The organism is Comamonas sp. (genome assembly GCF_009360615.1).
Lineage (GTDB): Bacteria > Pseudomonadota > Gammaproteobacteria > Burkholderiales > Burkholderiaceae_C > Comamonas.
Genome location: NZ_SPEY01000105.1, coordinates 1 through 11,874, shown reverse-complemented (window position 1 = coordinate 11,874; position 11,874 = coordinate 1). Strand labels below are relative to the sequence as shown.

General features: G+C 63.5%; 9 protein-coding genes and 1 pseudogene. 5 read left to right on the top strand and 5 right to left on the bottom strand.

Annotation, left to right across the window (positions count from 1 at the left end; all coding sequences use genetic code 11):
- Window positions 1-1,465, bottom strand: a 1,465-nt coding sequence (locus E2583_RS22570) for a molybdopterin cofactor-binding domain-containing protein (RefSeq protein WP_291598877.1), incomplete at its 3' end; no start/stop codon positions are given.
- A gap of 115 nt (window positions 1,466-1,580) precedes the next feature.
- Window positions 1,581-2,564: a tripartite tricarboxylate transporter substrate binding protein gene (locus E2583_RS22565; protein WP_291598874.1), complete on the bottom strand. Its 984-nt coding sequence runs from the start codon at window positions 2,562-2,564 to the stop codon at window positions 1,581-1,583.
- A 178-nt stretch (window positions 2,565-2,742) separates the two neighbouring features.
- On the opposite strand from E2583_RS22565, the gene E2583_RS22560 reads away from it, so the two are divergent.
- Window positions 2,743-3,267: a MarR family transcriptional regulator gene (locus E2583_RS22560; protein ID WP_291598872.1), complete on the top strand. Its 525-nt coding sequence runs from the start codon at window positions 2,743-2,745 to the stop codon at window positions 3,265-3,267.
- 453 nt (window positions 3,268-3,720) lie between these two features.
- On the opposite strand, the gene E2583_RS22555 is transcribed toward E2583_RS22560, so the two are convergent.
- On the bottom strand, window positions 3,721-4,893 hold the full coding sequence (locus E2583_RS22555) for an FAD-dependent monooxygenase (protein ID WP_291598870.1): 1,173 nt from the start codon (window positions 4,891-4,893) through the stop codon (window positions 3,721-3,723).
- A gap of 143 nt (window positions 4,894-5,036) precedes the next feature.
- Between E2583_RS22555 and E2583_RS22550 the strand changes: the two genes are divergently transcribed.
- Window positions 5,037-6,008: an AraC family transcriptional regulator gene (locus tag E2583_RS22550; RefSeq protein ID WP_291598868.1), complete on the top strand. Its 972-nt coding sequence runs from the start codon at window positions 5,037-5,039 to the stop codon at window positions 6,006-6,008.
- A 409-nt stretch (window positions 6,009-6,417) separates the two neighbouring features.
- Here E2583_RS22550 and E2583_RS22545 read toward each other — a convergent pair whose 3' ends face one another.
- Together E2583_RS22545 and E2583_RS22540 are read right to left on the bottom strand one after the other, a co-directional pair.
- A complete protein-coding gene (locus tag E2583_RS22545) occupies window positions 6,418-6,639 on the bottom strand; it encodes a SlyX family protein (protein ID WP_291598866.1) in 222 nt (73 codons plus the stop codon).
- Window positions 6,636-7,832, bottom strand: a complete 1,197-nt coding sequence (locus E2583_RS22540) for a PLP-dependent aminotransferase family protein (RefSeq protein WP_291598864.1) — start codon at window positions 7,830-7,832, stop codon at window positions 6,636-6,638. The genes E2583_RS22545 and E2583_RS22540 overlap by 4 nt, the downstream gene beginning before the upstream one ends.
- Before the next feature lie 300 nt (window positions 7,833-8,132).
- On the opposite strand from E2583_RS22540, the gene E2583_RS22535 reads away from it, so the two are divergent.
- The 3 genes and pseudogenes from E2583_RS22535 to E2583_RS22525 form a co-directional block, all read left to right on the top strand.
- A complete protein-coding gene (locus tag E2583_RS22535) occupies window positions 8,133-9,638 on the top strand; it encodes a collagen-like triple helix repeat-containing protein (RefSeq protein WP_291598862.1) in 1,506 nt (501 codons plus the stop codon).
- 132 nt (window positions 9,639-9,770) lie between these two features.
- Window positions 9,771-11,477: a POTRA domain-containing protein gene (locus E2583_RS22530; protein WP_291598861.1), complete on the top strand. Its 1,707-nt coding sequence runs from the start codon at window positions 9,771-9,773 to the stop codon at window positions 11,475-11,477.
- Between the two features lie 86 nt (window positions 11,478-11,563).
- Window positions 11,564-11,874: pseudogene (locus E2583_RS22525) on the top strand (endonuclease III); the annotation flags it as partial.

Genomic DNA, 11,874 nt, shown 5'->3' with positions numbered 1-11,874 from the left:
TCTGGCTGAGCATGGTGCTCGCCCCCTGGCCCATATCGCATTCACCGCTGATGAGAAAGACGCGACCGTCTTCGTTGATCTTGATGACCAGCGTCGATCCGTCCCAATTGCCTATGGTGCGGTTGCCGCTCACATGCATGGCTGCGGCCATGCCCACGCCACGGCGCTTGGTGCCCTGGGCCTTTGCCGCTTGGCGCTTGCTTGACCAGGCGATGGCTTCGGTGGCCTGGTCTATGCACTCCAGAAGCCCGGTGCTGCCGATATGCCAGCCGTGGATCGAGACTTCACCGGCCTTGAGCGCATTGATCTTGTGCACCTGCACCGGGTCCAGCCCGAGCTTCTCCGCCATGGTGTGGATATGGCTGTTGAGCGCGAACTGCATCTGGGTTCCGCCGAAGCCGCGGAAGGCGCCGCGCGGCGGATTGTTGGTGTAGTACAGCGTCGCTTGCGAGCGCACATTGGGATTGCGATGCATATTGTCGCTGCGCATGGCGCTGACATGCATCACATCGCCGGCAAGGCCGGCATAGGCGCCGCATTCGGCAACAATACCCACCTGCTTGGCGACGATGCGGCCGTCCACCTGCATGCCCAGCTTGAGCGTGATGCGCTCGGGCACGCTGGCACATGCCGCCTGGAAGTCCTCCAGCCGGTTGTTGACCAGCCGCACGGGGCGCCGGGTATGCAAGGCCAGCAGGCCGGCCAGCAACTGGTTGTCGTCCTCCACGATCTTGCCGCCGAAGCCGCCTCCGGTAGCGGCCTGAATCACGCGCACGCGGGAAATGGGCAGACCCAGGGTCATGGCCACCTGCATGCGCACCAGATTCACGGCCTGGGTCGAGGTATAGAGCACCAGCCGGCCATCGGGGTCCAGCGAAGCCACCGTGGCCATGGGCTCCATATAGCCGGGGTACTGAGAATGCGTGGTGTAGGTGGCTTCGTGAATCAGATCCGCGGCGGCAAAGCCTGCCTCCACGTCACCGCGCTCGAACTGGATATGCTGGGCCACATTGTTGCGTCCCGGATGGATGCCGAAGGCCTCCTCGTCCATGGCCTCCTCGGGCGTGAGAATGGCGGGCAGCTCTTCGTACTCGACCCGGATCAGATCCAGCGCATCGCGTGCGATCTCGTCGGACACAGCCGCCACGGCGGCCACCTCCTCGCCGCAATAACGCACCACCCCCTTGGCCAGGACGGCGCGTTCCTTGTGATGCGCCCCCCAGAGAGTGGCGGGAGCATCCTCGCCGGTCAGAACCGCCTTGACGCCAGGCAGCGCGCGCGCCTCGGCAGTGTCTATGCGAACGATGCGCGCATGCGGGTAAGGGCTGCGCAGAACCTTGCCATGCAACATGCCGGCAAGCTTGAGATCTCCTGCGTAGACGGCCCGGCCAAGCACCTTGGCCTTGGCCGTTACCTGTGGAGTGTCCATGCCCAGCGTGGATCGAGATGAAAGAGCAGATGTCATATCCGTGCCTCGCGGCAGAAAGCCCGGGTCGCTGTGGACCCCAGGCTTGTGCCACGTCAGTCATATAGAGGTCAGTTCGAATCGCCCAGGCCTGCGCCTGCGCGATTCATCGGTTTCACTCGGCCACGATGCCGAGTTCCTTGATGGCCCGGCCCATCACCATGTACTCGCGTTGATTGAGATCACTGAGGACCTTGGGCGATCCGCCTGCAGGCAGGGCACCGAAGACCGCGAGCTTTTCCACGACTTCGGGCTCTCGCAAAATGGCATTGAGGTGCTCGTTGAGCAGATTGATCACCGCTGGAGGCGTCTTCTTCGGCGCGAAGAAGCCATTCCAGGCACCAACCACCACATCCTTGTAAACCAGCTCGGTCAAGGTCGGCACGGCAGGCGCAAGCGATGAGCGCCGGGTATCGCCTATGGCCAGCGCCAGCAGCTTGCCGGAGTCCAGATACTGGCGCACCGGCCCGAAAGTGACCCAGGCAGTATCGACATGGCCGGCCACGACATCGGTCACCGAGGGCCCGACGCCGCGGTATGGAACATGGGACAGCTTGACGCCTGCGGCCTTGTTCAGCCATTCGCCGGCGATGTGCATGGGCGAGCCGGCACCGGGGCTGGCATAGGAGACGGTGGCGCCACTCTTGGCCCTGGCAATCAACTCGGGCAGATTTTTGACACCGAGCTTGGGGCTTGTAACCAGCACCAGGGGCTGGGTGGCGGTGTTGATGATGGCTTCGTAGCCCTTGAGCACGTCGTAGGCTGCAGCGCCCGACAGCTTCATGACCAGGGGCGCGGTGGTGAAGGGGTTGGGAGTGAACAGCAAGGTGTAGCCATCGGCACGTGCACGCCCCACCATGCCGTTGCCTATCGCGCCGCCAGCACCCGGGCGGTTGTCGATCAGCACGGTCTGCTTGAGCCTGTGGCTGAGCTTGTCGGCAAAGAGGCGGGCGATGGCATCGGTATCCCCGCCCGGCGGGTACGACACGATCACCGTGATGGGCTTGCTCGGATAAGTCTCTTCAGCAAGCACCGGCTGCGCAGGCAGTGTGCCGCAGGCAAGCGCGGTAAAGCAAAACTGGCGTCTATCAACTGACATGGTCGCCTCTCCTTGGGCCGTGGGTATAAATCTGGTGCTTCATCTCAATTGATTCATTAATGAAACATTGAATCGCAAGAGAAACAGTAAACGAAGTTATACGCTTATAGTTGATCGATCAAATTGCCGTTTTCACTATTGACATCTGAATTTGTTATTTCAGATGGAACAATGGCGCATGAACAAGAAAACATGCGAAACGCCCTGGTCGCAGCTCAATGCGCAAGGCGACGGATTGACGGTGGACGACTTCATCACCACCTTGATGAGCCAGGTGGGAAATGCTCTGCGGCGCACGATTACCGTGCCCTATGCCGAAAAGCACGATCTGACGGTCTCGGAGTGGCGCCTGCTGGCCTTGATCGCCCACTCGAAGCGGCTGGCCTTCTCGGATCTGGTCGTTCAGTCCACCTCGGACAAGGCCCTGGTGAGCCGCGCTCTCAAGCGGCTGCAAGCCAAAGGTCTGGTGGACCTGCAGGGTGAAGGCAATACGCCGCGCAAGAAGATTTTTTGCCGGATCACCGAGCAAGGCGAGGCCCTGCATGCACAGGTCATGCCCTTGGCGCGTGCCAGCCAGGCTGCCGCCATTCGGGCCTTGCCCGAAGATGAGCGCAACGCCATGTACCGGGCCTTGATGCGCTTGCGTGCACATTGCGAACAAACAGCCACCGGGTCCGCCGAAGACGAAGCGGGTCTGGAGTAAAGCGGGATGTAGCGTGTCGGGCAAGCACCGAGCAGTTGCTGCAATACATGCACATGCAAGCGCCGGGGCCAGCTGGCCAGGCCGCATAGCGCGGCGCAGCGTCAGTGAAGCGCCAGTGACACGTAATTCAGGATAGTAGGTTCAGAAGCCGCAGCTTCCCGGGCTGTATCAGAAACCGCCGACCCTGGCTCGCCGCAAGGCCGTCCAAGCCAGCCCGCACACCATCGCCCCGCTCTCTCGCGCAAAAAGCCAGCGCTAGGCAAGTTCTGAAATGCCATGCAGGCTCAGCCCGAATCGCAGCAAGACATCGCGCCTTGCCATGCGGCCGTCCAGCGCCTTTGGACAGATCTGGCCGCAGCGCAGGCCTGCATGCCACGGATTTCGCTCACGCGAGCTTGCAGGCCTCTCAGCAGCACGCCATCGACCAGAACGGCTGCCGGGGGCAGCGGCCGCTCAGACCGCGCAGGCCGAGGTCTCGGACGGCAAAGCCACCTGCCAAGCGTCATAGCCGTAGACCCAGTCGGCATTGCCTCCGGCACGCAGCCAGTTGTTGCCGCGCGAGCCGATCTGGATCTGACTGGTACGCTGTTTGCGCATGGCCTCGTAGTTCTGCAAGGCTTGCGCCACGCCTTCGGTGTCCTGCACGGCATCAAGGTTGCGGACCAGCACCACGGCATCCTCGATCGCCATGCCGGCCCCCTGGGCCATGAACGGCATCATGGGATGGCTGGCATCCCCGAGCAGCGACACTCGCCCCATCGACCAGTGCGGCAGCGGATCACGCTCGTACAAAGCCGTCTTGAGCACACTGTCGCATGCATCCAGCAAGGCCCTCGCATGGGGATGAAAACCGGCATAAAAGCCGCGCAGCTCTTGCACACTGCCTTCGGTGGTCCAAGACTCTTCATGCCAGGACTCCTGCGCCGTGGTGGCGAAGATGAAGGTGTCACGCCCCTGGTTGAGCGGAAAGGTCACGATCTGGCTGTCCGGAGTCTGGCCCCACCATTTGGTGAAAGCCCCGATATCGGGAACATCGCGTACGCGCTCGGTAGGCACCACAGCACGGAACGCCACCACACCGGTAAAGCGCGGACTCTCGGCACCGAACAGTGCGGAACGCACCACCGAATGAATTCCGTCCGAGCCGATCAGCGCATCCAGGCCCTCAACCCGCGTGCCGTCGGCAAATTCCACGGCAACGCCGGCATCGTCTTGGGCAATCCGGCTGACGCGTCTGCCGAACTTCACCTGCTCGCCGGGAAAGGCATCGGCCAGTGCAGCCAGCAGATCGGCGCGATGGATGGTCAGCTGTGGCGCGCCGTATTGGCGCTCGGCCTCGCTGCCCATCGTCAGGCGTGAGGTCTCCTCACCGCTGTCCCAGGTGCGACTGATGCGGTGCGTGGGTCGGGCCGCCGAGGCACGCACAGCCGCTGCAATGCCCGGGCCCAGACCGTCCAGGGCGCGCACGGCATTGGGCGTCAGATTGATGTCGGCCCCTACGCGCAGATATTGCCGGCTTTGCTCGAACACCGTCACCTGGTGTCCGCAGTTATGCAACGCATTGGCGGCGGCCAGGCCGCCGATGCCGCCTCCCACAATGCCTATCTTCAGTCCTGTCTTGCTCATGCTTGCTCCTTGATATGGGTATGGGTTTCTCGGGTCGGTCCATGCAGGCGCCCTGATCCCGGTGCCAGCCAGTGTCGGCAAGAGCTGCTGCGACGTGAAGCGCAGCACATCCTTAAAATGGCACAAATCGTCCCAAATCCTCCATGAAGCAAAGCAGCGACCACTTAAGCGATGTCCTGGCCATCTGCCGAGCCGAGCGTGCGGTAACGGCGCGCTTTTTCCTGAATGCCCCCTGGGCGCTGGCCTCCGAAGGCGTGCCTGGCACCATGATCCGTGTCGGCCAGGGCCAACCATACTGGCTGCAGGTACGAGGCCAGGCTCCGGTACAGGTCATGCCCGGCGATCTGGTGCTGCTGCCGCTGGGCAGCCCGCATGTGATGGCCTCGGACCTGGCGCTGCCACCGATTTCGTTCGCCCAGATGATCGAGCGCTTTGCCCAGGGTCCCAAGGACGAGAACCCCCTCACCTTCGAGCATGGCGGCAGCGGGGCCAGCAGCCGCATCGATTCGGTGCTGCTATGGATATCGGCCCACTGCCGCCACACCATCCTGCCCCTGCTGCCACCGCTGCTGCATATACCGGCACAGCAAGCCGCACCGCCGGCCATCCTGGTCCAGGTGCTGCAGACGCTGATAGAGGACTCGCTGGCACGGCGCCCCGGCTGGCGTCTGGCGGCGATGCGCCTTGGCGAACTGGCCATGGTCCATGTGCTGAGCAACTATTTCGCCGCTCAGCAAGAGAGTGAACAGGGCTGGGTGCGCGGCCTGGCCGATGCGCAGATTGCCACGGCCCTGGCCGCCATCCACGGCAACCCCAGCCATGACTGGACGCTGCAGACCCTGGCCAGGGACGCGGCAATGTCGCGCTCGCGCTTTGCCGAAAAATTCAAGGCCCTGGTCGGCGCATCGCCCATGGCCTATCTGCTGCAGCAGCGCATGGCCCATGCTGCCCAGCAGCTGGAATCGGGCCTGCCCCTGGTACAGGTCGCCGAGAATTGCGGCTACGAATCGGAGCGCGTCTTTGCCCGCGCCTTCAAGCGCTGGTGCGGCCTGCCGCCACGCGCCTACCAGCGCAAAAACCAGGCGCTCCGAAAAGAGTTCGCAACGCTGAAATAAGGCCCTGCCGACCTTGCCTGCCAGCCATCGCCAGCCTGAGCAGCCGGCCTCCTGCCGCCTCCGGAGCAGGCTGTCTGCAATGCGCGGGCCCGCGATCTCATGCGGCCGAAGCCCGCTTTCGGCGTACGGATGGCAGTTGCAGCGGAAATTCCTGCGGTCCCTGGCGCTGCTGGCGTCCTGAATCTGCCATAGCTCAAGCGGCCGCCGCAGGCGGCCCGCATGGCTGTGCTGACGGTGGATTCCGCCAAACCGGGCGAACCCGATGCCCAGGTGGTGTACCGGCCTCGCAGCCATGGGGCTGTTGCGCCACATCGGTAAGGCAAGCCAGAGACTGCGGCGAGGGCGAAGCCACCGGCCCCCGGTTGCCGGCCACCGCCTTGCAGCCTGCTGGCGCCAGCGCCAGGCGCAGTCAGTAATGCGGCGGCAATTCGTCGCGCAGATTTCGCACCGCCGCGCCGCCGCCTTCGGGTGCCTGGCGCTTGAGTTCCCGCACCTCGCCGATCAGCAGGTCGATCTGCTGTTGCTGGCGATAGATGGTCATATTGAGCTGCTCGAGCAGATCCTCGGTGTAGCTGGCCTTGATCTCCAGCTCCATGATTCGCTCCTGCAGCGCTTCCGGGCTGTCGCTCATGCCTTGAGTGCCTTGGCAAGACGGGCGATGCCTGCGCGAATCTTGTCTTCGTCGGCGGTGGCAAATGAAAGGCGGAAACTCGCCGCATCGGGGTTTTGCGCATAGAACGGAGCACCGGGCACAAAGGCCACGCCCTCTTCGATGGCCTTCTTGGCCAGCACCCCGGCATCCGCCAACTGGCCGCGAGCGCCCGTCAGGCGCACCCACATGAACAGACCACCCGCCGGCTGCACGAACTCGACGGCATCGCCCAGTTGCTCACGCAGCGCATCACCCATGGTCTTGGCTCGCCTGGCATAGACCTCGCGCACATGGGCCAGGGTCTGAGGCATGACGCCGGACTTCAGGTACTGGGCGGCGGTCGCCTGGGCAAAGGTGCTGGTATGGGCATCGCTGAACTGCTTGCACATCACGGCACGGGACAGCAATTCGGGTCGTGCGATCAGCCAGCCGATACGCAGGCCGGGGCTGAGCACCTTGGACAAGGAGCCGCAGTGAGCCAGCCACTCGCGGCTGCCCGGAACCTCCCGCGTCAGCGACAGCAGGCTGGCAGGCGGGGCCTCGTTGAAGTACAGATCGCCATAGGGGTCGTCCTCCACCACCAGCGTCTGGTACTTGACCGCCAGCTCCAGCACCTTTTTGCGGCGCTCCAGGCTCAGCATGGCTCCGCTGGGGTTGCCGAAGGTGGGAATCAGGTAGACCAGCTTGGGCTTGTGCTCGGCAATCAGGCTTTCGAGCTCGTCGGTCTTCACCCCGTGCGCGTCCACGGGCGCGGAGATCACCTGCGCGCCGTAGAGACGGAAGCACTGGATCGTGGCCAGAAATGTCGGTCCCTCGACGATGACCTTGTCACCTGGATCCAGCATGGTCTTGCCCAGCAGGTCCAGTGCCTGCTGGCTGCCGGTGGTGACGACGAGCTGATCGGGCGCCACATCGGGCACGCCCTTGCCGGCCATGAAGGAAGCCAGTTGCTCACGCAGCGGCTGGTAGCCCTCGGTCGCACCGTACTGCAATGCAGCGCCCGCCTCCTGCTGCAGCGCCGCTGCCGAGGCTGCGCTGATGCCGGCTACGTCAAACATGGCGCTGTCCGGAAAGCCGCCCGCAAAGCTGATGATCCCGGGCTTGCCCAGCAGCTTGAAGAGTTCGCGGATCGCAGAGGTTTCTACGTTATCGAGTCGTTTGGCAAATTGCATACGGTTTGGGGGTTAAAGCGCTACAAAAATCTCGTCCCTGCCTGAGCGGCAGGCATCCATTGTGGCGCGCGAAACGCCTCCAGAGAGAGGAAGTGGCTTTTATGTAGGCGCTATTCCATGCGGCGAGTAATCAAACTCCTACCAAACCGTTGAAGTTGATAGCAATTGTTAATTGCGCATAACTTCGTGTCTCAAACTTTGAATTGGACAGGGCCACCGCTATGACAAGAACATACGCCTACCGATTCACGGACCGCGGATTTAACGGATTTTTTCACTTGTTTTTGGGATGGAGGATTTATGCGTACTACCACTATGACCAGCAAGGCCTTGGCTGCCGCGATTGACGCCAGGGCTCCGTTAAGCTTGCGCAGCGTATGTGCCGTGGCTCTGGTAGCCAGCCTGGCAGCCTGCGGCTCAAGCGGCTCCTTGCGCAGCGACCTCGGCCCTGGGGGCACCGGCGGCGGAGACGTGGTTGCCGGTGGAGGTACAGGCGGTGGTACCGGTGGTGGCACTGGCGGCGGTACCGGTGGCGGCACGGGCGGCGGTACCGGTGGCGGCAACACCGGTGGCGGCGATGGCGGCACGGGGAATCCGCCGGTTGCAAGCACCCCGCTGACTCCCGTGCGCGAAACCGTGGCCGATGTCACGGGAACGCTGACCGGCACCACCGGCGTCATCAGCGATGTCAACAATATCGTGACCTCCACTCTGGGCACGGCCACCAGCGGCACGCCTCTGAGCGGTGTGGCCCAGCCTGCCGGCGGCATTCTTGGCAACGTGAACAATGCCGTCAACAGCGTCGGTAGTGGCGTCAGTGCGGGCCTGGGCCAAATCGGCAAGACGGCCGACCCCATAGGCACCACCTTGCAAGGCGTGGCTCCCGCCGTCGGCTATCTGGGGGCTGCGGTCACTTCGGCAGGCAAGACGGTCAGTGCCCTGGATACGCCTCAGCTTGGCGTGGTCGGTGATGTGGCGGGTCTGGCAGGCGGTACGGTGCAAATCCTCGGCACCACGGTTTCCGGTGTCGAAGGAACGGTTGCCAAGCTGACCGGCAATCCGCTGGTCTCGGGTCTGACCACCCAGGTCAGCCAGGTTGCCACGCCGGTACTGAGCACTGTTCTGGGCAGCACCCAGAATCTGGTGCAGACCACAGGCCTGGGACAGCCGGTGAACAACCTGCTGGGCACCGTGGGCGGAGTCGTCAATCATGTGGGGGCTTCCGTCACCAGCACCGGAGTTCCGGTTGTGGCTCCGCTGGGCGGTGTGGTCTCGGGCGTCGGTCAGACCGTGGCCGGTCTGGGTGGCGTGGTGACAGGTCCCGGCACGCCTAGCGGCGGCCTGCTCGGTGGCGTGCTCGGCAATGTCACGGGCGGCACGGGCGGCTCTGCCGGCGGCTCCGGCAACATCGTCGGCGGCGTGCTGGGCTCGGTCACGGGCCTCGTAGGCGGCGTGACCGGTGGCGTGAGCGGCGGCGGCAGTGCCGGCAACCCGGCTGCAGGCGCAGGCAATCTGGTGGGCGGCGTGCTCGGCGGCGTCACCGGGCTCGTCGGAGGCGTGACCGGATCGACCGGCGCTCCCGCAGGAGGCAGCGGCAATGCAGGATCTGCCGTGACCGGTCTGGTCGGCAACACCGTGGGCACGGTCACCGGACTGGTGGGCGGCGTGCTGGGCGGCGCGACCAATGTCACGGCTGGCGCAGGCGCTGCGGGTGGTGCAAGCGCCTCGGGCGGCCTGCTCGGCGGTCTGCTGGGCGGCAATCTGGCGCTTGGCCTGGGCGGTGGAGCGGTAGCCACCAGCAAATAAGGGAGACAGCGGTGGTCAGCGCACCGCTTGAGCCTGGCCCGCCTTCAGGCGGGCTTTTTTACGACATTCCCATACCCAGTTCTGGGGATGTAGGGAACAATGAAAGCCACAAGAACAGAACAGGAGGGACTTTTGCAGTCAGAAGCAAGAACACAGGGCCGCATCGGCTCCGCAATTCAGGTGATGGCATTGCTGGCCTGCACACCTCTGGCCTGGTCGCAGCAGGCGGGCAATCCGCTCAACAGCCTGCCCCCGACACCCGAATCGGCAAGAAATCTCCAGCAGCCCAGGCAGGTGCCGGTTGAGATCGACAAGCCTCAACCAAGCCTTGAGGATCTCATCAACCTCCGGGTCGCGGTGCGCGGCGTCAACGTCCAGGGAAGCACGGCGATTCCTTTCGAAGAAGTCAGCGCGCTTTTCACCCCTTTCATCAACGGAACGCATACGGTTGGCGAACTCAACGCGGCGACCCAGAAGGTCGGCGAGCTGTACCAGCGCCATGGCTACGCACTGTCTTTTGCCTACCTGCCTCCGCAGGACTTCGCCAATGGTGCGGTGCAGGTCATCGTGGTCGAGGGCTATGTGCAGAGCCTGAATCTAGAAGGGAATTTCGGACGCTCCGAGGATCAGATACGCGAGATGGCCCAGCCGCTGCTCCGTGAAAGGCCCTTGACCACCAAGACCTTTCAGCACCAGACCCAGCTGATGGCGCGCCTGCCCGGAGTGCAGATCACGGCCTCGGCCAATCTACCGACCACCACGGACGGTGCCGTGCCCCTGGTCATCAAGTCCAAGCACAAGCCCGTTGCCGTCACCGTGGGGGGTGAGGCGCGCAGGCCCACGCCGCGCATCATTGCCTCCCTGACCCTGAACGACCCCTTGTGGGCAGGCAGCCAGCTTCAGGCCTCGGCCATGCTGCAAAACCCCGACAAGGAGAGGTTCGGCAGCATAGGGTTCACGCAGCAGCTGACACCCGAGGGCACGCAGGCACGCGTCAGCTATTCCGACTACCGCAGCTTCAACCCTCCGGCAACGCGCGTTCCCGGCATTGATGACCTGACACAGCAGCGCAAGCTGGACTTCAATATCAGCCACCCCTGGATCTTGAGCAATACCACCCAGCTCAGCACCACGGCAGGTCTGTATGCCATCAATTACAGCCGTGAACTGGCCGATAGCCAGGCCTCCCTGCTGCGTGAGGAAAAGGTTCGCACGCTCTATGCGCAAATGGCCTGGGCGTCCTACGGCAAGACCACCACCCGCTCGGCATCGGTTCTGCTCGCCCATGGCCTGGACAGCCTGGGAGCCTACAAGAATCTGGACCTCTACTTTCGGCAGGGCACTCTGCAAAAATATGAAAACCCGGCCAAGCTGGACTTCACGCGTATCGCCGCCGACTACGCACAACGCCATCGCTTCGCCAACAAGGTGGGAGCCGCTTTTGCCGTGGGCGGGCAATACAGCGCCGACATTCTTCCCGTACCGGAGAAAATCTCCTTTGGCTCCACCCGCTTCGGACGCGGCTATCAGGCCGGCGAGTTTTCAGGCGATTCCGGTATGGGTGCCAGTGCCGAGCTCAACTACCAGTTCCTCATCAACCAGGCCTGGATCAAGTCGGCCGAGCCCTATCTGCTCTACGAATGGGCGCGCACGCATCAGCAGACCAGCGGTGTCAAAGGCAATACGCTGCGCTCGGCCAGCCTGGGGCTGCGCCTGTCCGACAGCCGCCATTACGCACTCGACCTTGCCATGAGCAAGCCGCTGGGCGACCGCTCCGTCAACAATCCCGATCGGGAACTGCGCTACAGCCTTGTGCTGAGCTACAACCTGGATCCCTGACTCGCAGCAGGTCCACCCCCGAGCCGCTGCATGCCGCAGCGGCTTTTCTTTGTCCCGCACCCAGAACGACACGCCACAATACGCCCATGAAGAAAAACGATATCGCGCCGTTTTTTGCTGCGCTCAAGGCTGCCAATCCCATGCCTCAGACCGAGCTGGAATACACCACGGTGTTCGAGCTGCTGACTGCCGTGCTCCTGTCTGCCCAGGCTACCGATGTGGGGGTGAACAAGGCCACGCGCAGGCTTTTCCCGGTCGCCAACACGCCGCAGGCGATTCTGGATCTGGGATTGGAGGGCCTGGAGAGCTATATCAAGACCATAGGCCTGTACCGCAGCAAGGCCAAGCATCTGATGGAGACCTGCCGCATGCTGGTTCAGTTGCATGGCGGCAGAGT

Excerpts from the sequence above, each read along its gene's own strand:
- E2583_RS22545 (WP_291598866.1), bottom strand. The coding sequence starts at position 6,639 with ATGAGCGACAGCCCGGAAGCGCTGCAGGAGCGAATCATGGAGCTGGAG.
- E2583_RS22555 (WP_291598870.1), bottom strand. The coding sequence starts at position 4,893 with ATGAGCAAGACAGGACTGAAGATAGGCATTGTGGGAGGCGGCATCGGC.
- E2583_RS22565 (WP_291598874.1), bottom strand. The coding sequence starts at position 2,564 with ATGTCAGTTGATAGACGCCAGTTTTGCTTTACCGCGCTTGCCTGCGGC.
- E2583_RS22540 (WP_291598864.1), bottom strand. The coding sequence starts at position 7,832 with ATGCAATTTGCCAAACGACTCGATAACGTAGAAACCTCTGCGATCCGC.
- E2583_RS22550 (WP_291598868.1), top strand. The coding sequence starts at position 5,037 with ATGAAGCAAAGCAGCGACCACTTAAGCGATGTCCTGGCCATCTGCCGA.
- E2583_RS22560 (WP_291598872.1), top strand. The coding sequence starts at position 2,743 with ATGAACAAGAAAACATGCGAAACGCCCTGGTCGCAGCTCAATGCGCAA.
- E2583_RS22535 (WP_291598862.1), top strand. The coding sequence starts at position 8,133 with ATGCGTACTACCACTATGACCAGCAAGGCCTTGGCTGCCGCGATTGAC.